This window comes from Bradyrhizobium sp. WSM471, from assembly GCF_000244915.1.
Lineage (GTDB): Bacteria > Pseudomonadota > Alphaproteobacteria > Rhizobiales > Xanthobacteraceae > Bradyrhizobium.
On record NZ_CM001442.1, the window covers coordinates 7,480,341 to 7,500,692 of the forward strand.

Consider the following 20,352-nt stretch of genomic DNA (forward strand, 5'->3'; position numbering starts at 1 on the left):
CTCGCCCGTGTGCAGGCCGGCGCGTACGGGAAGCCCGATCTTTTTCACTGCCGAGGCAATGCGATGGCGCAGCGCACCGCTCGTCCCGGACCGTCGAAGGTCGCGAGAACGCCATCGCCAGTACTCTTCACCAGATTGCCACGATGCTTACCGACCATATCCCTTGCAATCTGGTCGTGATCGCCGAGCAGCCGAAGCCAGCGCTCGTCGCCCATTGCCGCCGCGCTGCGGGTTGAGTCAACAATGTCGGTGAATAGCACAGTTGCCAGCACACGCTCGACCTCGACCGCACCGTGATCGCGACGGCCGGTAACGAACTCCTCGATTTGGCCCGGCACGGTTTCATTATTGGAGGTCCAAACGGCGTGGTCGCCCGCCGGGTTTTCAATGTATTTGACGCCAGAGATCCCTGCGGCAAGCTTCCGGCCGAGATCGACGGGCACTTGGAGGTCGGCCTTGCTGTGCAGCACTAGGGCCGGCACCTGCAACGTCGGCAGGATCGCGCTGACGTCGATCTGGCGGTTGAGTTGCAGGAGTGTTCGTAGCGCGCCGGGACTGCTCGCCAACCGCTCCCATTTTGCATATTGCGCGACCACAGCTGGTTTGCCCGCCTCGCTCGGAGCTATGGTTTTGGTCAGTTCGCCAGCACCCCAGAGCCTTAGGATCTGATCCAAGCGTGCCTCCCACGCCTCATCTGACCAACGGTCCGCGGATCGACTGAAGCAGCCGATCAGAATGAGATGCGAGACGCGCTCGGGGTATGTCGCAGCGAATAGGACACTCATGCACCCACCTTCGGAAAAACCGACCAGCGCCGCGCGCTTGGAGCCGATAGTATCCATGACGGCACGGACATCGTCCATTCGCACTTCAAGGGACGGCGCACCCGACATCCGGTCCGACATCCCCTGTCCGCGCTTGTCGAACGTCACTACCCGGCCGAAGCTTGCGAGCCGCCGCAGAAAAGCGGTGTATCCTGGTAAGTCGTGCTGGAATTCGATATGTGAGATAAAGCCGGGGACTAAAATGAGGTCGACCGGCCCCTCGCCCATCATCTGATAGGCGATGCTAACTTCGCCACTTTGGGCATAGCGCGTCTCGGGCAGCTTTGATTTAGTCATCGAGCGAACCTCGGGCCTATCTCATTGTTGCCGCCTGAAAAGCCGAGATCAACCCCGTACTCGTTTGCCTTGACGTCGGCTCTCATAAGCACGGCTGGTTTTGGCCCCGCGATGACCGATTCGGGTCAAAAACGGTCTGATCATCGCTCGAAATGGACACAAGTACGTCTCCAATCGTCTAGAAGCGGACGCGGGATTGGAAGGGCTCCGGGCTGAAAATGACCACCCTCACTAGCTGAGGAGGTCACCATGACCGATATCCCAAGCACCATCCCTGCTGTCTCGAAACACGTTCCTTGGAACAAGGGCAAGATCGTCGGCGCAAAGCCGCCGCTCCGTCCGAAGCACGTCTGGTCAATCCGAACCAAGCTCCAGGTCGAAGGCCGAATGCGCGATCTGGCGCTGATCAACGTCGCCATCGATAGCAAGCTGCGCGGCTGCGACGTCGTAGCCTTGAAAGTCGATGACCTTGCGCCGGGCGGATATGCCGCCGACCGCGCGACCGTCCGACAACAGAAGACCGGCCGGCCAGTTAAATTTGAACTGACGGAATCGACCCGGCAGGCAATCGACGACTACCTGCGGCTTACTGGCAAGAAGTCAGGAGAATACTTATTCACTGGCCGCCGGCGGAGTGGGCATATGACGACCCGCCAGTACGCCCGACTCCTATCTTACTGGATCGCCGATATCGGACTGGATCCGCACCTGTTCGGGACGCATTCCCTCCGCCGGACCAAGGCGACTTTGATCTATCGCCGAACCGGCAACCTGCGAGCCGTACAGCTCCTTTTGGGGCATACCAAGATCGAGAGCACCGTCCGATATCTATGCATCGAGGTCGACGACGCCCTCGCGATAGCTGAACAAGTTGACGTCTGACTTCGGGGGCAGAGCAGACGTACTCTGCGCTGCCCTCACAGACGGCTCCGGGCCAGAAGCGGAACTATTCAATCACCTCGTCGCCGCGGGCGAGGAGTGCTGCTGGTATAGCGACGTCGAGCGCCTTTGCCGTCTTGAGGTTGACTGCCAGCCACAGCTTGCTTGGAAATTCGATGGGGAGGTCGCCTGGGTGTACCCCCCTGAGTATCTTATCCACAAAATAGCCTGTGCGGCGATAACACCAGCGCAAGTCAACGCCATAGCTCACAAGGCCCCCGTGAATAACATGCTCGCGGTATCCGAACACGGTCGGCAGCCGCCTTTCAAGGGCAATGGCGCCGATCTGCTCGCATCGGACAAGGAGCAGATTGGTCTGAAGGACTACGAGCTTCGCTGGCAATCAATCCGAGATGAACCGCGTCTGCGAGTGCGCCGCAAACAATCGGTATCGTCGATGTCGCCTTTCGGGCCTCGACGGCTTGCAATGTCGCGGGCGCGACGATGACATCGGGTTTGGCTAGGGCCACCATCTCTTCCATGGTTGCTACTCGATCAGAAAACATGTCAAAGCGCTTTATGACCTCCACATTCCGACCATGCTCGTATCCGAACTCCGCAAGACCCTTAACAAAATTGCCGTACACCAGGTCTAAAATGAATTGCGGCACGTTTACGCCTGCAGGCGCACCTGCGGGCGGAGCTCCCGCCCACGCAATGACCGGCCGTTTTCGCGCAGGCTGAGCGCTCGAGCCCCGACTAAACAATGTCGATCCTGCTGCAGCGCCAAGAACGCCGAGATTTCCAATAAATTCTCGCCGTCGCATGTGTCCCCCCTCGTACGGGCCACGCCGTTGCGGGGCGAGGTTAGCACGTTGCAGCAGTCTATGCCGGCAATTTAGGAAGCTCGTTGCCCGGCGACATTCGTGTGAGGATGGTCGAGATCGATCAAATGCGGTCTTGTTCTACGATTGCAACAGGGTCCGCTCGGGGTCACTAGCGGTCTTCACATGCAGCCGGCGGGACGTCCGCAATAGGAAGCAGAAGCTGACTGCCCTGCGTCTCGGAATGTTCAAATCTGTTGCTGCCTCGATCCGCATTTACCGATTAACATGCCTGAATCCAAAACCGGGAAAATTTGGCTAAGATCCTACTTTCCCTTATTGGGGGCAACTCATGTTCGATACCGCCACCACCGCGCTTTTGCGCGCGGTCCTCGATGAAGTCTGCCAGAGCGTTTCGCACCGTGAGATCGGGGCACGGACACGTCGCCTCGAAGATCTTGGAGGCCGCCACCAAGGGCGAAACCTCGCCCGAAAGTCTCCGACAGGTCGGTCGCGAAGCGCTCTCCCGCGCGCCCACGATGTGGCGCTGACCGAGGGACTTCGGTGAACTTCCAGGTCACGGTGCTGAAGATCCTGGTGAGCTATCCATGCGGCTTCGCCGTGATGGCCGACCTCAGACGCGACATGGCGATCCTGGCCACCAGCGGTCGGGATTGGGCCGAGCGCACGAAGCGGCTAGGCGCCCGCATACCCGACCTCGACATCTTCTCGCAAGGCCTGGTCGAGCGCGAAAGCGGCGGGTGGAAGATCACCGACAAGGGTCGGGCGGTGCTGGAGTTCATGGAAGCTCGCCCGGAGACCGATCGGACGATCGAGGCGCCTTCGGCCGAGACCGTAGCAGCGCCGCTGCCCGCCCTCCCGCAACCGGCCGAGCGGGCGAACCGGCGGCGCGAACGCCGCGAGCGTCGGCGCGAGGCGCGCGAACGAGCGCGGGCCAACGCTTCCTAACGTCACCCTGCGCCGTGCTGCGTAGCGCCTCGACACGGCAGCGCTCGCGGATTCTACGGAGAACAGTTGCAGAAACCTGGGAAATTTCCCGTCGCTCAAAACACAAACGCGGCGGTTGGGGAGGCGCGGAACTGGTACGTCAAATGCGCAGGAGCCGATTTACGGATGGACGTCGTCGCTATCGTCGGCGGCGTCCCGACCGGGCCGCGCCGCGGAAGCTGCTGTCCGACGAGCTGCGGCACGGCACGCGGCCCAATTCCGGCCTGATCCAACGTTGTTGATCCGGATTCCCGCCCCCGCCTCCCGGACCGATGTTTCTGCCGATGAGAGGGGGGCGAGCCGGCCGCCGGCGGCAATGGCCGACCCGTCACGTGGCCGAAGCGGCGGCTCGGGAGCGCTTGCCTATTGAATCCGGCGGCCGGCTCGAGCCCAAGCCAATATTGAGATTTCCTGTCGCGATGCGTGATGAAATGGTTGGTGCCGGTCGCAGCGCCGCTGACAGTTCGGTCAGTTGCGAACGAACGGCCCTGAAATCGCGCTTTCCAGCTCATTGACCACGGTCCAAACGTGGTCGTTCGATGCTCTCAAATCCATTGCGGCAAGGACATTCCAAACACTCTCCTGGCCTGCGGCCGCTGGGTCGCCAGTACCGTCGCCGGGATGGCGGATTAACGCGAGCCGTGAGGCGGCGGTTTGCTCTTGCTGTACCAGCCGCCTTTTCGCGTACCCTCGGACCGGCTACAATACGCTAGGCATAGCGGGGACAGGGTGTTGTTCGACGGGTTGTACAAATGCGAGTATCGCGCTGGCCCCGTGCTGAACCGTAGCGTCATGCATGTGCGCGGTGGCCGCATGCTGGGGGGAAACTCGGCTTTCGCCCACGTCGGAAGCTACGAAGAGATCGATGGCGTGATCGTCGGTCGCGTAGCCGGACAGCGCCATGCCATGAATCCCGAGGTGCGGCAGCTCTATGGTGCGGACGATGACGAGCTGATCCTGCGCGGCCGCGCGGTTGGCGATTCCTATCATTTCGACGCCTCTCCGGTCCGGCTCCCTAATCAAGTGATGCATGCCGTGATGACCAGCTTGGACGAGGAGGCATTGCCGCCGCCAGGAAAGGTCGGCAACGGCGGCATCCCAAATGGCCTTTACGGGCTGCGCATGCGCGCGCTCGATGGGATTGACGGCGGACTGACCGGTGTGATGCTGCTGGAGGACGGCCGCATGCTGGGCGGAGACGCCTTCTTCTACTATCTCGGCTCTTACTCCTCTGCGGATAACCGCTGGCGCGGTGAAATCGTCAACCAGGAACACACGGCGGCTCGCGACGCGATCTTCGGCGGTTACGAAGTGGGCATTGGCTTCTCGGGCAGCTGCGAGGCCGATGGCGCCGTTTGGGAGGCGACGGCGCTGGCCGGAAAACGAAGTTTCCAGCTGGCCGCCGAGATGAAGCTGCTGCACAGGATCTGAAATAGTTCAGTTCGTGCTCTGGTGAAGCCGCTTCAACGGTCCACCATGGCGTAGAAACCGGTCCGGGATCAGTTCATCTCCGCAGACGGCCGCGCCACACCGTCAAGCCTATCTCTGAGAGATCTCAGAATCATGGTCACGCAGTCAGTCCGTAGCTTCACAAGTTCCAAGACGTTCAGACGGCATCTAGCGGCATCAAGAACGTGAACCGTGTCTCCTCTGGAGTTGATGTGACCGTCAGCCTTCCCTTGTGAGCTTCTGCGATCTGGGACGCAATATAGAGGCCCAACCCGAGACCCTGACGGCTGGCACGAGCCTTTCCGCGAAAGAATGGCTCGAACAGCTTGTCCATTGCTTCGGGAGGGATGGGATCCCCCGCGTTGGAGACCCAAAGTTCGAATGCGGTTGCGGTCGTCTCGGCGCCCACCACGACTGGCTTGTTCGAGGACCCGTGCGTCAGCGCATTGCCCACCAGGTTGGATAGGAGCTGACCTATCCTGGTGCGATCGCAATTCACGGCGCGATCGATCTCGAATTCGGCGTCGATCACCCGGCCGGGCGTTGCCAATCTGAGCTCGTCGACGACTTGAGCGAGAGTGCGTTCCAGCGGTTCGGTCGTGTTGCGGTCAAGAGATATTCCGCCGCCGAGCCGGCCGCGCGCAAAATCGAGCACGTCGTCGATCAGCGCGGACATCCTCATGACCGTCGTCTGCATCATCGCGATGATCTGGCGCTCCTTCTCGCTCTGGACGGTGCGATCCAGAATACGGGCGCCGGCGCTGATCGAGGCGAGCGGATTGCGGAGGTCATGGCCCAGGACCGCAATGAACTGCTCGCGCAACTCGGAGGCCTCGTTCTCGCGCTGTAGCCGTTCCTCAATCGCCTTCTCGGCTGCCTTCGCCAACTCGCGTGCCGAAAGCAGTTCTTGTTCGTACCGCCGCCGATCGGTCGCCTTAATCAGTGCGAGCCGTATCAGCAGCAGCTTGCCGTCGGCATCCCGGCGCTCGTTCGCGTTCGCGATCATCTGCAGCGGGGTATCGTCGGCAGCCAGCATGTCGATAGCGAACTCCTGGAAGGAGCCCTGCATACGCAGAAGGGGCGCGATGTGGGTTTCGTAGTAGATGCGGCCCGGCATGGTCAGGAAATCGCTGAAGCGTTTCCCGATCATCTGCTCGGCCGAACGTCCGCTCCAGTCCAGGAACGTCCGGTTCACCTGATCGACGCGACCGTTCGCCTGCAGGGTGATGTACCCACACGGTGCGTTCTCGACCAGGTCCTGGAAATCTGGGCCAGAGATGTCCACTAGACGAATGTCCGCATCGCCTCGACCACTTCATCCGGCGCGCTGAGGTTCGGACAATGGCCTGTCGCCTTCAGAACGATCATCCGGCTGTTTGGAATGCTGCGGTTCACGTAATCGCCGACCTCCTGGGATGCGATGATGTCCTCGCTACACTGCAGGACCAGGGTCGGAACGCTGACGCCCGGCAGATCCTTCCGGTTGTCGGAGGTGAAGGTCACGCGGGCGAATGCCTTTGCGATCTCGGGATCCGTTCGGCAGAAGCTGTTGGTGAGCTCGGCTCCAAGCTCTGGGCGATCCGGATTGCCCATGATCGCCGGCGCCATCTGCGCGGACCAGCCCATGTGGTTGGACTCCAGAAACTGAAGGAGCTCCTCGATCTGCTTTGCGCTGAACCCGCCCACATAGCCTTCGTCGTCGATGTAGCGGGCGGAGGGGCCGATAAGCACCAGCTTGCCGAACATGCCGGGCGCCTTCTGAGCGGCGAGCACCCCGATCATGCTGCTGACCGAATGACCGACGAAGACGGAGTCCTGGAGATCTAGCTCGCGGCCGATTTCCACCACGTCGTCCGCATACCCGCCCAGGCTGGAATACTTGCTCCGGTCGTACGCCGACAGATCGGAGCCGCCGGCGCCCACGTGGTCGAACACGACCGTCTTGAAGTCCTTCTCGAAAGCGGGCGCCACAAACCGCCACATGTTCTGGTCGCAGCCGAAGCCGTGAGCGAACATCATCCCCCTGCTGCCGGCTCCCCGGACGTGGACATTGTTTCGTTCGATCACGCCCGGCATCGGTAGCCTCTTCTTATTTCGGGAGGTTTTTGTCATCCTAGTCGCGGCCGAGTGGCTCGCCAACAGATCTCTTCCTGGACCGGCCGGAGTACCGGGGTCGAGGGGGATGTCTTGGATTTCAACCGAGGCTCGGCCTTTCCTTGCCCATCGTCCTGATGGCCTCAACGATACGGTCCGGATGGTACGGTTTGTGGAGGGTGAAACTGTCCGGGACCGGCCTGGCCTCGACCGGGGAAAAGCCGGTCACGTAGATAACGGGGAGCCCCGGATCGCGCTCTCGGCACCGCTCCGCGATCTGCCAACCGTCGATACGTCCGGGCAGCTTGATGTCGGTGACGAGAATGTCCGGATGTTTCGTTCGGCACAATCATAGTGCCTCCTCGCCTTCTCCGGCCTCGATCACGTTCCAACCTTCGTCGCGCAGCGCCTCGACTACGAACTCCCGAACGAGCGGATCGTCCTCGACTACAAGTATACGCACCGGACGACCCTCAAGACTTTGATTCGCAATCAGTTTCGAACGTCTGAGGTACGGCGAGGTTCCGCTGCTGACGTTCTCGGTCGAACGGCTACTCCTCGGGCTGGCACTCCGGGCAGGTATCGCCGACCGAATCCAGCACTTGGCGGACCTCGGCGACGGCCTGGTCCGGAGACAAACCGTCTGGGGGTTCCTGCCTCGCGATGTCCAACGCGCGCTCCCGGGCGTGAGGGTCGGCGCGGTCCTTCGCCCAGCCATGCTCCTCGCATTCGTGAACGACGCCCGCCTCCTGCAGCACGCCGAGCGCCCATCCGCGCAGTGTTCTGATCGCCGGGCGTCTTTCCTTCGTCATCAGCATCGAGCTTGCTCCTGCCGGGACGAATCCCTTCGCCCGTCTTCTCGTTCCGGGCGGTTAGCACGCAGCAGGGATTCGCAATCGGCAGGGCTGAGGTTTGTTCCCGTGTTCCGCGGCGCTGTGCACAACGCCACCTTCCGGTGCCAGCATGAGGCGCGCCCCAAGCTCTGCGGGGTGTTCAGCGTTGCTATCCCGACCGCGGAAGGTGTAATTGCACTCGCGGGTACCTCTGAAGTAGCAGGAGGGGTGCGTGGGTAACTGGCTCGTCGTTCCCGAGGGGACAGGCCTGGCGAGGCGGACCCGAGCGCGTCGCGCCGCGCAATACGTCCGGATGTCGAGGGAGCTCCAACGCTACTCGATCAAGAACCAGATGGCAGCCATCGCCACCTATGCCGAGGCGAACGCTCTTACAATCGTCCGCACCTATGCGGACGAGGGCCGCAGCGGCCTCCGGATCAAGGGACGGCCGGGTCTCATTGAGCTGATTGAGGACGTGCAGTCGGGGCAAGCCGACTTCGACCACATCCTCGTCTACGACGTCAGTCGTTGGGGGCGATTCCAGGATGTCGACGAGAGCGCCTACTACGAATTCCTGTGCAAGCGGAGCGGCGTGCAGGTCGAATACTGCGCGGAGCTCTTCAAGAACGACGGCACCTTCGTTTCAGGGATCGCGAAAAGCCTGAAGCGCGGCATGGCCGCAGAGTGGAGCCGGGAACTCTCGGTCAAGGTGCACGCGGGACACTGCCGGGTCGCGAGCCTCGGTTACCGGGTCGGCGCTCCTGTGGGTTACGGCCTTCGACGCTTGATGGTCGACGAAAGCGAGCATCCCAAGGGCTTTCTCGCAAAGGGCCAGTTCAAGGCCCTGCAATCGGATCGCGTTCGCCTGCAGCACGGCTCCGCTGAGGAGGCGGCCGTGATCCGGTCCATTTTCGATCAGTTCGTGAACGGCCGAAGATCGTACAGCGACATCAGGCGACACCTGAACGACGCAGGCATCGCCAATCACAATGGCCGCCCTTGGACCGACGGTATGATCCCCACCATCCTGGCGAACGAGAACTACATCGGTAAGACCGTCTACAATCGCACCTCGCGACGGTTGGGGCAGAAGCTGGTCAAGAATCCGGATCACACCTGGGTCCGAGGCGCTGCGCAGATCGAGCCTATCGTGGACCCCGGCATCTTCGCACGCGCCCAGAAACTGCTGGCCGAACGGCGCGTGGAGATCCCCGAAAATGAGATGTTGTTGCGCCTGCGCCTTACGCTGCGCCGGCGCGGAAAGCTCAACTCGCGCATCATCAATACGACGCTCGGTCTCAATCACGTCTCGGCGTACGTGAAGCATTTCGGATCGCTGCGGAAGGCGTATGCGCTGATCGGATACGAGTCGCCGCGCGACTGCGACTGGATCGACACCCGGGAGTTTTGGACTGCCGAACAGGCGAGGCACGTAACCGAGCTCGCGGAGGTGTTGCGAAACGACGTTGGTCTTCGGCCGGAGCTCGCTCCGGACGGGATCGGCGTCGATGTCGAAGGCAGGCGGGTAGTTTCGTTTCTCGTCGCGCGACGGCTGGCGCGACGGGGAGAGGATCACGCTGCGCAATGGAAGGCCTATCGAAGACAGATTTCATCGGGCCTGCTTGCCGTGATGCGGTTGGATGCGGCAAATCGCGAGATCGAGGATTACGTTCTACTGCCTGCCTCGTTGAGGTCGGGACGCTACGTCTGGCTCGCATCAGGCTCCCTTCGTCGCCATCGCGGGGCGCTTTACCGGGAAAGGGGGGCGCTGTTCGCGGCCATCAAAGCAACGCTGGCAAAAACCACCCGTGCCGCCCCAACCAGCTCAGCACCGCCGAAAAAGCGATCGAGATCAGGCCAGCCCAAAGCCAAGGGCTTCGGCGGGCGGCGCTTACGGTGCGGAGGTACAAAATCGCACCGATGAGAGTGCCGTAATTCCTTCGGAAGTCACCGTTCAGCTTCGCGATCTTGGACAATTCCGAGGAGGTGTCCACGTCATTCGCCATCGGGCTGGCTCCTTCGTCTCGCTAGGACCAGCGCCTTATGAACCACTGTTTTGCCCGACGGAGCAAGACAAATTTCGTCTTATCGGAATTCTCTGGCGCCGTTTCCAAGCCACCCGATCGGCTCGAACCGCTAGGCGGCTTCGCCGATATATCTCTCCTCACTCCGCTTCTGATTGATGAGATTCAACAGCTGCGCCGAGGCCCGCGCGTCGCATAGGGCGCGGTGGTGGGTGGCGAGCGATATGCCGTAGATCTCGCAGAGCTTCCCCAGTCCGTAGGACTTGTGTCCCGGATAGCGCCGCCGCATCCCGGCACACGTGCAGAGCTTCGGAAATCTGAAGCGCCGCCCAATCCGCTCGAATTCGTAGGTGATGAAACCGTAGTCGAAGCTGACGTTATGGGCGACGAAGATGCCGTCGGCCATGAACTGCATGAAGGAATCCGCGACTTCGGCGAACAAAGGCGCGTCCCGAACCATTTCGTTCGTGATGCCGGTCAGCTGGACGATCTTTGCCGGAATGGAACGCTGCGGGTTGAGGAGAGAGTGCCACTCGTCCACGACCCGGTGGTTGCGGATCTTCACAGCGCCGATCTCGGTGATGCGGTCGCCGTTCGACCATGAGCCGGTGGTCTCGATGTCGACCACGACGTAATCCTGCTCGGGGTCGAAGCGGTAACCCCGCGCGCGCGAGGCACTACCTGGTTTTCTACCCCCAAAAAATAGCGCTTCTCGCCAGCACCTTGCCGAACCAGCCCGGAACTCGACCACAGGACTAATTAGGGAACGAAGGGGACGGTGCGGGACCGATGGGGATTTAATCCGCCTCTAAATTCCCCACAGTGGCCCCCAGGGCCCCACCTCGGCGACCTCCTCGCCGCTTGCCCCGGCTTCCCCGGAGCCCCCCGCCCTCGTCGGGGGCAAAGTCCATCCGGGCGCTGCTAGGCGCCCAAAGAGAATATTATTCTACTTTCGGTTTTGCCGATTCCGCCTCGGACGGCGCCGCCAGGCACCTCTTTCCTGCCGTCGTCGCACCCGCCGAAGCACAACGCCAAGGATCGGTATGCGGCCGATCCGGCAGCGCACAATCGACCGCGTCCGCGGTCGCCGCCATCGCCTCCGTCGCTGCCGGTGCAACGGCGGTCGGATATCGAATCCTTGCTCTATGAAGGGCCCGTTCCGACGTGATGGGTCCGCTCCGGGTCGGGCGGCGATGCTGGAGGATGCGCCTCTGAAGCGCTATGCCGGCCCGAGCGAGAAAAGGTCGCGCGCGACTCACCGCCGATCGGCCTAATGTGATCCGGGTCCGCCCGGGCGGACCATTTCGGCGAGAGAACTCAGGAGGGCGTGAATGGCGTTGAAGGCGGTCTTCGTCGGCATCGATCGGCACCGCAGTCCCGACGTACCCGAACTCGGCGGCGCGAAGCGCGACGCGACCGCGCTGTGGGCACTGTTCACGGATTCCATACCCGGGCTCGCTTCCCGCCTTCTCGTCGACGAGCAGGCAACCCTTCCGGAGGTCGGGGACGCGATCGTCGGCACTCTGAACGCCGCCGACGCCGACGACACCGTGATCGTGAGCTTCGCCGGACATGGGTCTCCGGACGGCAGTCTGGTCCTATACGACACCGAACCGTCCGATCTCCCCGGTACCGCGCTGTCGATGACCGTGCTGGCCGAGGCGTTCCGGACCACCAAGGCCAAGGTCGTCCTTTTCGTTCTGGATTGCTGCTTCAGCGGCCACGCTCCGGCCCGCGTGCTCGAGACCGCGGCCAGGCCACGCAGCGCCTTCGCCCTCACCGGCATCTTCGGCGAGGGCCGGATCCTGCTCGCAGCCTGCGCGCCGTCCGAGGCCGCGTGGGAGCAGCCGGGCACCGGCCACGGACTTCTCACCTACGCCACCATCCAAGCGATGACCGGAAGCGCCGGCGCGCCCGTCAGCTTTCCAGCGGTGGCCGACGAGATCATACGCCTCGCACGCGTCGAGGCGACGCGGATCGGCGTGACGCAAACGCCGGCGTTTCTGGGTACCGTCCACGGGGGACTTGTCTTCCCGGCGCTGGTGCGCGGAGCGAACTACGCTGCTGCGTTTCCGGCCGTGCCGGTGCACCGGATCACCGGCTCGTTCGCGGAGCTCGCCGGCGGCGGCCTGCCGCAGGAGATCGTCGACCAGTGGACCACGACGTTCCCGGGCGGCTTGAACGCGCTGCAGATCAAGGCGGTCAACGAATTCGGCGTGCTGGACGGCAAATCGCTGCTCGTCGTCGCTCCGACCAGCAGCGGCAAGACCCTCGTCGGCGAACTTGCCGCCATCCGCGCGGTCGCCGCCGGCAAGAAAGCCGTCTTTCTGCTGCCGTACCGCGCGCTGGTGAACGAAAAGTTTGAAGACTTCAGCGCACGCTTCGCGCCGGCCGGCCTTCGGGTCGTCCGCTGCAGTGGCGACGCCTCCGACGGCGTCGCGCCGGTACTGAGCGGTCGGTACGACCTCGGCTTCTTCACCTATGAGATGTTCCTGAACCTTGCGCTTTCCTCGCCGCGACTGCTCAACCAGCTCGGTCTGGTCGTTCTGGACGAGGGGCAGTTCATTACGGATCCCACGCGCGGCATCACTGTCGAACTGATCTTCGCGCTGCTGCTCCGCGCGCGGCAGCGAGGCATCGATCCCCAATTGGTGGTTCTGTCCGCCGTCATCGGTAACCTCAAAAGTTTCGACCGCTGGCTCGATCTGCCGTTGCTGACCTCGCGCGACCGCCCGGTTCCGCTGATCGAAGGCGTGCTCGATCGGCGCGGTACCTTCCAATTCGTCGACGCCGACGGCACGGCGAAGACCGAGACGCTGGTCCCGCCCGTCCACATCGTCCAACGCCGCGACAAGCCGAGCTCGCAGGACGTAATCGTGCCTCTCGCCAAGCAGTTGGTCGCCAAGGGCGAGAAAATCATCGTCTTCCGCAACACGCGTGGTCCGGCACAAGGATGCGCGCGCTATCTGTCGAAGGAGCTTGGGCTCCAGGCCGCGACCGACGTCCTCTCCGCGTTGCCGACGCAGGATCTGACGGCCGCGTCGCAGGATTTGCGCAACTGCCTCGCAGGAGGCACCGCCTTCCACAACACGAATCTGCTGCGGGCCGAACGCGAAGCCGTGGAGCGTGGATACCGCGCCTTGAACGGGCAGATCCACGTGCTCGCCGCCACCACCACGCTCGCCGCCGGCATCAACAGCCCGGCCTCGACGGTCATTCTCGCGGAGAACGAGTTCGTCGGCGAGGACGGGCGCCCCTTCACGATCGCCGAGTACAAGAACATGGCCGGCCGCGCGGGACGGCTCGGCTACAACGAGATCGGCAAGGCGATCATCCTTGCGGATACGCCGGTCGAGCGGGCGCAGCTATTCCAGAAGTACGTGCTCGGCAGGCCGGAAGATGTCACTTCTTCGTTCCAGCAGCGCGACCTTCCGACATGGATCCTCCGGCTGCTCAGCCAGGTCCGCGGCGTGCGCGCCGAAGAAGTCCCTGGAGTGCTCGCCAACACGTTCGGCGGCTACTCCGCGTCTCTGGCGAATCCGCACTGGATCCGGCAGGTCGAGAGCGACGTCGCATCGCTCGTCGACCGATTGCTGCAGGCCGGCCTTGCCGAGCGCGACGGCGACCTGATCCGTCTGACGCTGCTCGGTCGCGCCTGCGGATCCTCCTCGCTCGCCTTCGAGTCCAGCCTGCGCCTAATCGAGTTGATGCGTCAGTTGGACATCGCGCGCACGGACCCGGTCAGAGTGCTCGGGATCGTCCAGGTGCTTGACGAGATGGACGCGATCTACACGCCCGTGATGAAACGCGGGCGCGCCGAGGGCATCCGCGCCAGCCAGGTCGGACAGCGCTTCGGGGCCGACATGGCGCACTTCCTGCAGCGCTATTGCGACGGCGAGTTCGAATTCTTGGCGAGGTGCAAGCGTGCCGTCATCCTGTACGACTGGATCGAAGGCGTCCCCGTCGAAGAGATCGAGCGGCGCTACACGACGACCCCGTTCCAAGGCGCCGTCAGCTACGGCGACATCGCCCGCATAGCGGACGGTGCCCGCTTCCATCTTCGATCGGCCCACCAGATTCTGTCGGCGCTTTTCCCTTCGCATCCCGACTTTCTGCTCGCGCTCGACGGGCTGCTGCGGCGCCTCGAGTTTGGTCTCCCGACGGAAGCTCTTGGACTAATGGGCCTGCCGTTAGCCTTGTCGCGCGGCCAGTACCTCGCGCTGGCGGCCACCGGCGCGCGGTCGGTCGATTCGGTCTTGTCTCTCGGCACCGAGATGTTGATCCGCTGCGTCGGGGATGCAGCCGCCAGGGAGATCGGCACGATCGCACAACCTCGGGCGTCGGTCGCCTGACGACGCCGTTTCGTAGGCCTAACCTGCCGGTCTTCATCGAACCCGGCCATTCGGCTTGCCGCGTTTGTTAGCTTCGGCCGCGATCGAGCGGCAATGCCGGTGTTCCTCACCCCTTCACTGGGTCGGCTTCAAATTCGAGATGTTGGTGGAGATCGAGCTGTTGATCAGGCTGTCGAGAAATCTGTCGACCTTGGCCGCGGGAGGTATGCCGTCCGTAGCTTTGCGCGCGGCGAATGCGAAAGTGATCTTGTCGTTATTCACCTCGGACACGCCGGCGAGGCTTCCCGGTCCCTTGAAATGCGTCAACGTCCACGTCGGTCCTACGCCGTTCAGGTTCTTCGTGACGATGAAATTCACGGATCCGCCGAAGGCGCCGGTGCTGCCGGTCAGTTTGCTGCTCGTCAGCGCGAGGTCCGGCGTCACCATCGCCATCTCCACGGTTTGTCTCACGCCGAGGTCCCCGGCGAGCAGCGTGTTGAACTTCGGGCAATCTAGCGTCGGCCGAGGGTGTTTCGGATCGTTGGGGAGCTTGCCGTCGGATTGGATGCGTATGTCCGCGACCGACAGGAATACCCGCTCCGTGAAGGTCTGCGCCCTCGAAAGCTCGAGCTTCGCTCCGGCGTTGAAGGAGAAGAGGCCGTTCGTGTAGGTGAAGGACGGCGCGAGGCTGCCGTCGTCGGTAACCGACAAGTCGAGCTGGACGCCGACCACGAAGTCGTTAGCGTCCATGAATGCCTTGAATCTGTAGTCATCCGCGGCGATGGCCGCGAGTTCGCATTTGAATCTGGTTATGATCGACGCTGGCGTAGGGCTTCCGGTGTTGGGATCGGTCGGTATGTCGAAACGATCGATATTGGAGCAACCGCCCAACAGTCCCGCGCCGAGCGCGAGGGCGGAGGCCAGTTTCCACCTCATACCTTGTAGACTTTCGAACCGGGTGGGCACGTCGGCTCGGTTTGCGCCCAGCCGTTCTTGCCCTGATTAATCCACCAGTCGCCCCATTTGTCGCAATTGCCGCCGGTGACGCCCGGCGCGCAAGCGCTGCCGCCTTCCGCGAAGAAAAAGACGCAACTGCCAGCAGGCGCCTTAGGCGCGGGTTTCTTTTTCGGATCTGTCCACTCGATGACCGCGTCGTCGACGGTCTTGAGACGTTGCACTTCCGCGGTGACGTCGGCATCCGGCGGCAACACACGGTTAGCCGGCGCCGGTCTGATATAACCGAACATCCTATAGAGGCTCTTGAACCAAACTCGCTTAATGAGATTGAGCACGGCTATCCCCTGCTCTGACGCAATGTCGCAATAATTCTCGAACGTTTGCTCGCTGGCAAGTAGTGGTTGAGATTATTCGCTACCTGTGTCTCATTTGCACTATTCCTCTACTCACGAAGGAATGCCCTCGCCGCGGCGCTGCAGACCGCTCACATCCCCGGCGCAACCGTTCGCCGCCGCGTCCCGTCACTCGTCGGACGGCCTCGTCCGCCCGGCCGGAACGATGCCGCCGTAAGGACAATGGTGCCGCAGGAAGTCGCGCCAGAACCGCAGCACCACCTCGAAGAGATGCGTCGCCGGAACGAAATGAGGTATCCCGTCGAGTTCTCCCATTTCGACCATGAGGATCATCGCCGCCTCGTTGAACGCGAGCGTGTTGAAGGCGGCCGTGTTGAGCGGTCCGACCTTGTGGCGGAGGATCGGAAGTCCCTTTGCCTGGAAATGCTTCGATCCGTTGGCTAGGTCCTGCATCTGCGCGGTCCAGATGCTCTTCTCCGCGATCCATCCCTTGAAGCTCTCGATGCTCTTTCCGATACCGAGCTCCCGGCGCTTCGCCTCGTCCTCCTTCAGGAGGTCCTTCCAAACCCACTCGGTCAGGTGATACGCCGTGATCGCGAAGTTCATCGCGTGCCGACCCGAGCCGGGGTCCTCGCACGCGTCGTCGAACTCCTGGACGAGCTTCGCGTAGAGTTGCACCGGCGTTTCGATACCGAACACGTTGTTCTGCTCGAATAACGCGGCCATCCACCGCGCTCGCGATCCGTCGGTAATGATCTTCGGATCAGGTCTCGCGCTCAGATCTCGTCCACGCGCTTTTCGGTCAGGACGTGGGTGCCTCGTCGGTCCTGACGCTTCGCACCACGTCGAGAAAATCCTGCCACACCTCCAGAGAAGCGGAGCTCTTTGCCAGGTTGCAGCCGACGTGGGTCAGGTGAACGTTGCCGGTACCGTAGCGCTTGTCGGCGCTGTCGATGCGATCGGCGGACATCCGCAGAAGCGCGTTTTCCTCGCCCGGCACGATCGGGCCGCCGCACAGACCGCACGATCCCTTTTGGGTCCGCCACAGTTCGTTGAGAAGCTTGAACAGATCGGAGAAGTTCAGCGACGTCCGTTCCGGATAGGTGCCCTCGCGCTCCGTGCCCGCTCGCTCCACCGCGTTCGCGATGTTGTTCGCGAGCCGCGAGATGTCCTGGTTCAAGAGCCTGTCGGTCGGAATCGAATGCAGGCGACGCTCGACGTATGGAGGAATCTCAACGGCGGTCACTTCGAGACCCAGCAGACTGACCAGATCGACTCCATCTGCGGAGATAGGCTTTCCGCGGTTCGTGGGATTCGAGAACCTCCGGTAGGTCGCCGACATGCGGGCCTTCGCCTCCGGGAAGTTCGCGAACGTCCAGCAGCGCACGATCGGCATCGAAAGTTTCCACCGATCCGGGTGCGTCATCTGCGCACGCCTCCACGTCTCCGGCTCGACGAGATCTCCCGTTGCGACGATGATGTTCGGCGCGACGTCCACGATCGACATCAGCCGCTGCCGATGCGCCGGATCGAGGGTGTCCTTGCGATTGCCGGTTCCGACCGTGATGACGAAGTCCCGACCCTGCGAATAGAAGCCGCCGAACTTGTTGGCGACTCCGCGTTGCGAGAAGGAGAGCGCCGGCCACAAGGCGCTGGCTGGCGCCCACTCGCTCTTCGCGTATAGGCGGGAGTCGGGAGCCACGATGTCTTCAAGGACCATCGGATTTCTCGGACAGAGGGCGACCGGTGGAAGGTCTCCCTCCGATCCTAGCATCGATGCACGCTGGGGACGACGGCTCGACCGTGCCAGCGATCCGTTGCGGTTGCCTCGTGGGACGATCAGTTCACGGGGCGACGCATCATGGGCGCACGACGTTGCCTGACCGCAACGAGCACGTTGATCCGAGCTAGTTCATAGTGCCTAGACACAACTTCCTTGGTCAAAGCAATCGGCCGAGACTTAGGCCTTCATCGAATGCCGACAAGATACAAACAGGTGTCGTCGCAGATGACCCGGCAGACCTCGCACCATCGCTTGTGACGTTCGCCAAAGTATGCCGAGGCAATCCGTTCAATTACGTCGTCCGTACAACAATGGGACGCCGACGCCGTTGCGCATCGAGCGACGTTGTAGACCCTAAGCAAGATAGGAATTTTTGGGAGACGTTGTAGAAGTGTTGTAGAATTACGGGCGCCGAAAGTCGGATCGCGAGCATCCGCTTCGTGCAAATTACTGAGATGATTGAATAAATAAGCTGGAGCGGGCGAAGGGAATCGAACCCTCGTATGCAGCTTGGGAAGCTGCCGTTCTACCATTGAACTACGCCCGCGGATGCGCAGCCTGCGCCCGCTCTGATTAGCCGAGACGGCGCATCTCGCCAAGCGCTTTGGCGCAGCCCGCCTGGCCCTTCTTAAGTTTCCAGTAAGATTTTGGGTGCGCCGGATTGTGGCGGTGTTATGATCGCCTGTCTGGGGAGACGTGCACTGAGTGGGGCGTGTGCATGGTGGGGCGTGGCTACGCGATCTTCGACACGACCATAGGGCGCTGCGGCATCATCTGGAGCAGCACCGGTATCGTCGCCGTGCAATTGCCGGAGGCGCGGGAGATCGACACCCGCCGCCGGATTTTCCAGGTCCATCCCGAGGCGCGCGAGCAGCGGCCTTCCGCGAACGCCGAGTTCGCGATCGAGGGCATCGTGGGCTTGCTGCAAGGCAGCGATGCTGATTTCTCCGAAGTCAGCCTGGATGCGAGCGGGGTGCCCGGCTTCAATCGGCGGGTCTATGAAGCCGCCTGCGCCATCCCGCGCGGGGAGACGCGCACCTATCACGAGATCGCCAAGGTGCTGGGCGCCTCCGGCGCCGCGCATTCGGTAGCCCAGGCGATCGCGAAAAATCCCTACATGCTGATCGTGCCCTGCCACCGGGTGCTGGAGGCCGGCAATTACACCGACCGGCTCTCCCCCTATGGCGGCGTGATCTCCAAGCGGCGGCTGCTGTCGCTGGAGGGCGCCCATCCGATCGCCAGCAAGACGCTGTTCGACGTCCTGCTGCCCGTTGCCCCGCCGAGGCCCTCCACCTAGATAGGTGGCATGGACGCAACCACGCTGCTGACGACGCCCTCGATGACGGTCTCCGAGTTTCGCTGCGACGCGGGACCGGACGACAGCCCATTTGCGGAGTGTCGCACCGGCCATTCCATCGCCTATGTCCGCGCGGGCAGCTTTGGCTGTCATTGCCGCGCCGGCTTCTTCGATCTGGTGGCGGGCTCGATGCTGGTCGGCGCGCCGGGCGAGGAATACACCTGCACGCATGAGCATGTCGCCGGCGACGTCTGCCTGTCCTTTTTCCTCAATGAGGAGCTGGTCGAGGCGCTCGGCGGCCGACGCGACGTCTGGCAGGTTGGCGCGACGCCGCCACTGCCCGAGCTGATGGTGTTGGGCGAACTGGCCCAGACGGCGGCAGATGGCAACAGCGACCTCGGTCTCGACGAGGTCGGGCAGATCCTCGCCGGCCGTTTCGTCGATGTCGTCTCGGGCAAGGCGCGCAAGCCGACAACGCCGACCGCGCGCGACCGCCGCCGTGCCGTGGAAGCCGCGCTGTGGATCGACGCCAATTCGCATGCCGAGGTCGACCTCGAACAGGCAGCGCGTCATGCAGGCCTCAGCCCGTTCCATTTCCTGCGGTTGTTCTCGGCCGTGCTCGGCGTCACCCCGCATCAATATCTGGTGCGCTCGCGGCTCCGACATGCGGCGCGGTTGCTTACCGACGACGACATCGCAGTCACCGACATCGCCTATGACGTTGGCTTCGGCGATCTCTCCAACTTCGTCCGCACCTTCCACCGCGCCGCCGGCGTATCGCCGACCAAGTTCCGTCAGGCCTCGAAGGGAGGGCGCAAGATTCTCCAAGAGCAACTCGCCCTCAACTGACTAGGTTCGTCTCCGGCGCGCGCCGATTGCGGCGCTTTGGAAATGGAGACGACCATGTACGACCATATCGGACTGCGTGTTGCCGACCTCGACGCCGCCACGCGCTTCTACACTGCGGTGCTGGCGCCGCTCGGTTGCGTCCTGTGCTCGAGGGGCGATGGTTATGCCGGCTTCGGGCCGAAGGGCGAGCCGGCGCTGTGGCTGCACCAGAACAAGGGGCGCAAGGCCGATGGCGCGCATATCGCGTTTCGGGCAGGCGATCATGATTCAGTCAAGGCATTCCACAGCGAGGGCTTGAAGAGCGGCGGTCGCGACAATGGCGGCGCCGGCCCGCGCAAGGACTACAGCCCGACTTACTACGCGGCATTCTTGATCGATCCCGATGGCAACAATGTCGAGGCGGTTTGTGTGTGATTTCACAACTAGCGAGCACTCGTAGGGTGGGCAAAGCGCAGCGTGCCCACCATCGCGTGCGACAGTGCCTATGAATGGTGGGCACGGCGCGCGAAGAGCGCGCCTTTGCCCACCCTACGAACTTCCCAATCAAGGA

20 protein-coding genes, 1 tRNA gene and 1 pseudogene are annotated in these 20,352 nt (G+C 62.7%); 9 read left to right on the forward strand and 13 right to left on the reverse strand.

Annotation, left to right across the window (positions count from 1 at the left end):
• Nucleotides 1–44 precede the first annotated feature (44 nt).
• Entirely contained in the window at nucleotides 45–1,121 is a 1,077-nt protein-coding gene (locus BRA471DRAFT_RS34240) for an adenylate/guanylate cyclase domain-containing protein (protein WP_231171006.1), read from the reverse strand.
• Nucleotides 1,122–1,370: 249 nt separating this feature from the next.
• Here BRA471DRAFT_RS34240 and BRA471DRAFT_RS34245 point away from each other — a divergent pair, with 249 nt between their 5' ends.
• Complete coding sequence (locus BRA471DRAFT_RS34245; RefSeq protein WP_007615648.1) at nucleotides 1,371–2,003, forward strand: tyrosine-type recombinase/integrase; 633 nt, start codon at nucleotides 1,371–1,373, stop codon at nucleotides 2,001–2,003.
• Nucleotides 2,004–2,067: 64 nt separating this feature from the next.
• On the opposite strand, the gene BRA471DRAFT_RS39890 is transcribed toward BRA471DRAFT_RS34245, so the two are convergent.
• On the reverse strand, nucleotides 2,068–2,403 hold the full coding sequence (locus tag BRA471DRAFT_RS39890; protein ID WP_231171007.1) for an ABC transporter substrate binding protein: 336 nt from the start codon (nucleotides 2,401–2,403) through the stop codon (nucleotides 2,068–2,070).
• Entirely contained in the window at nucleotides 2,327–2,827 is a 501-nt protein-coding gene (locus BRA471DRAFT_RS35850; protein WP_245266042.1) for an ABC transporter substrate binding protein, read from the reverse strand. Before BRA471DRAFT_RS35850 ends, BRA471DRAFT_RS39890 begins: the two co-directional genes overlap by 77 nt.
• A 349-nt stretch (nucleotides 2,828–3,176) precedes the next feature.
• On the opposite strand from BRA471DRAFT_RS35850, the pseudogene BRA471DRAFT_RS39895 reads away from it, so the two are divergent.
• The 3 genes and pseudogenes from BRA471DRAFT_RS39895 (at nucleotide 3,177) to BRA471DRAFT_RS34260 (ending at nucleotide 5,263) form a co-directional block, all read left to right on the forward strand.
• A pseudogene (locus BRA471DRAFT_RS39895) lies at nucleotides 3,177–3,375 on the forward strand (hypothetical protein).
• Between the two features lie 13 nt (nucleotides 3,376–3,388).
• A complete protein-coding gene (locus BRA471DRAFT_RS34255) occupies nucleotides 3,389–3,793 on the forward strand; it encodes a hypothetical protein (protein WP_007615650.1) in 405 nt (134 codons plus the stop codon).
• A 768-nt stretch (nucleotides 3,794–4,561) separates the two neighbouring features.
• Nucleotides 4,562–5,263 (forward strand): GrlR family regulatory protein, encoded by a 702-nt coding sequence (locus BRA471DRAFT_RS34260; protein WP_371258296.1) that lies wholly within the window; start codon nucleotides 4,562–4,564, stop codon nucleotides 5,261–5,263.
• 175 nt (nucleotides 5,264–5,438) lie between these two features.
• Here the strand turns inward: BRA471DRAFT_RS34260 and BRA471DRAFT_RS34265 are convergent, their stop codons facing one another.
• The 4 genes from BRA471DRAFT_RS34265 to BRA471DRAFT_RS34280 all read right to left on the reverse strand — a co-directional run bounded on the left by BRA471DRAFT_RS34265 (nucleotide 5,439) and on the right by BRA471DRAFT_RS34280 (nucleotide 8,193).
• A complete protein-coding gene (locus BRA471DRAFT_RS34265; RefSeq protein WP_007615653.1) occupies nucleotides 5,439–6,566 on the reverse strand; it encodes a PAS domain-containing sensor histidine kinase in 1,128 nt (375 codons plus the stop codon).
• Nucleotides 6,566–7,357 (reverse strand): alpha/beta fold hydrolase, encoded by a 792-nt coding sequence (locus BRA471DRAFT_RS34270; protein ID WP_007615654.1) that lies wholly within the window; start codon nucleotides 7,355–7,357, stop codon nucleotides 6,566–6,568. Before BRA471DRAFT_RS34270 ends, BRA471DRAFT_RS34265 begins: the two co-directional genes overlap by 1 nt.
• 118 nt (nucleotides 7,358–7,475) lie before the next feature.
• Nucleotides 7,476–7,724 carry a response regulator gene (locus BRA471DRAFT_RS34275; RefSeq protein WP_231171008.1) on the reverse strand — a complete coding sequence of 83 codons (249 nt, stop codon included), beginning with the start codon at nucleotides 7,722–7,724 and terminating at the stop codon, nucleotides 7,476–7,478.
• A 202-nt stretch (nucleotides 7,725–7,926) separates the two neighbouring features.
• Nucleotides 7,927–8,193, reverse strand: a complete 267-nt coding sequence (locus BRA471DRAFT_RS34280; RefSeq protein ID WP_007615655.1) for a hypothetical protein — start codon at nucleotides 8,191–8,193, stop codon at nucleotides 7,927–7,929.
• A gap of 247 nt (nucleotides 8,194–8,440) precedes the next feature.
• Here BRA471DRAFT_RS34280 and BRA471DRAFT_RS38590 point away from each other — a divergent pair, with 247 nt between their 5' ends.
• Nucleotides 8,441–10,132 carry a recombinase family protein gene (locus BRA471DRAFT_RS38590; RefSeq protein WP_007615656.1) on the forward strand — a complete coding sequence of 564 codons (1,692 nt, stop codon included), beginning with the start codon at nucleotides 8,441–8,443 and terminating at the stop codon, nucleotides 10,130–10,132.
• Between the two features lie 212 nt (nucleotides 10,133–10,344).
• Here BRA471DRAFT_RS38590 and BRA471DRAFT_RS34290 read toward each other — a convergent pair whose 3' ends face one another.
• Nucleotides 10,345–10,860: a PolC-type DNA polymerase III gene (locus BRA471DRAFT_RS34290; RefSeq protein ID WP_035974511.1), complete on the reverse strand. Its 516-nt coding sequence runs from the start codon at nucleotides 10,858–10,860 to the stop codon at nucleotides 10,345–10,347.
• A 703-nt stretch (nucleotides 10,861–11,563) separates the two neighbouring features.
• On the opposite strand from BRA471DRAFT_RS34290, the gene BRA471DRAFT_RS34295 reads away from it, so the two are divergent.
• On the forward strand, nucleotides 11,564–14,584 hold the full coding sequence (locus BRA471DRAFT_RS34295) for a DEAD/DEAH box helicase (protein ID WP_007615657.1): 3,021 nt from the start codon (nucleotides 11,564–11,566) through the stop codon (nucleotides 14,582–14,584).
• 114 nt (nucleotides 14,585–14,698) lie between these two features.
• Here BRA471DRAFT_RS34295 and BRA471DRAFT_RS34300 read toward each other — a convergent pair whose 3' ends face one another.
• From BRA471DRAFT_RS34300 to BRA471DRAFT_RS34320, 5 genes are all read right to left on the reverse strand, one after another.
• Nucleotides 14,699–15,529 carry a hypothetical protein gene (locus tag BRA471DRAFT_RS34300; RefSeq protein ID WP_198287847.1) on the reverse strand — a complete coding sequence of 277 codons (831 nt, stop codon included), beginning with the start codon at nucleotides 15,527–15,529 and terminating at the stop codon, nucleotides 14,699–14,701.
• Nucleotides 15,496–15,855: a hypothetical protein gene (locus BRA471DRAFT_RS34305; RefSeq protein WP_007615659.1), complete on the reverse strand. Its 360-nt coding sequence runs from the start codon at nucleotides 15,853–15,855 to the stop codon at nucleotides 15,496–15,498. The genes BRA471DRAFT_RS34300 and BRA471DRAFT_RS34305 overlap by 34 nt, the downstream gene beginning before the upstream one ends.
• A 186-nt stretch (nucleotides 15,856–16,041) precedes the next feature.
• The gene (locus BRA471DRAFT_RS34310; protein WP_007615661.1) at nucleotides 16,042–16,599 is read right to left on the reverse strand and encodes a hypothetical protein; all 558 of its coding nucleotides are present in this window, start codon (nucleotides 16,597–16,599) and stop codon (nucleotides 16,042–16,044) included.
• A 76-nt stretch (nucleotides 16,600–16,675) separates the two neighbouring features.
• Nucleotides 16,676–17,593 (reverse strand): hypothetical protein, encoded by a 918-nt coding sequence (locus tag BRA471DRAFT_RS34315; protein WP_007615662.1) that lies wholly within the window; start codon nucleotides 17,591–17,593, stop codon nucleotides 16,676–16,678.
• Between the two features lie 536 nt (nucleotides 17,594–18,129).
• Nucleotides 18,130–18,203 (reverse strand) — tRNA-Gly (locus BRA471DRAFT_RS34320).
• 171 nt (nucleotides 18,204–18,374) lie between these two features.
• On the opposite strand from BRA471DRAFT_RS34320, the gene BRA471DRAFT_RS34325 reads away from it, so the two are divergent.
• From BRA471DRAFT_RS34325 to BRA471DRAFT_RS34335, 3 genes are read left to right on the forward strand one after another with little or no spacing between them, the layout of a single operon-like run.
• Nucleotides 18,375–18,953: a methylated-DNA--[protein]-cysteine S-methyltransferase gene (locus BRA471DRAFT_RS34325; protein WP_007615663.1), complete on the forward strand. Its 579-nt coding sequence runs from the start codon at nucleotides 18,375–18,377 to the stop codon at nucleotides 18,951–18,953.
• Between the two features lie 9 nt (nucleotides 18,954–18,962).
• Nucleotides 18,963–19,802: a helix-turn-helix transcriptional regulator gene (locus BRA471DRAFT_RS34330; RefSeq protein WP_007615664.1), complete on the forward strand. Its 840-nt coding sequence runs from the start codon at nucleotides 18,963–18,965 to the stop codon at nucleotides 19,800–19,802.
• 54 nt (nucleotides 19,803–19,856) lie between these two features.
• Complete coding sequence (locus BRA471DRAFT_RS34335; protein WP_007615665.1) at nucleotides 19,857–20,216, forward strand: VOC family protein; 360 nt, start codon at nucleotides 19,857–19,859, stop codon at nucleotides 20,214–20,216.
• The last annotated feature ends 136 nt before the right edge of the window (nucleotides 20,217–20,352 follow it).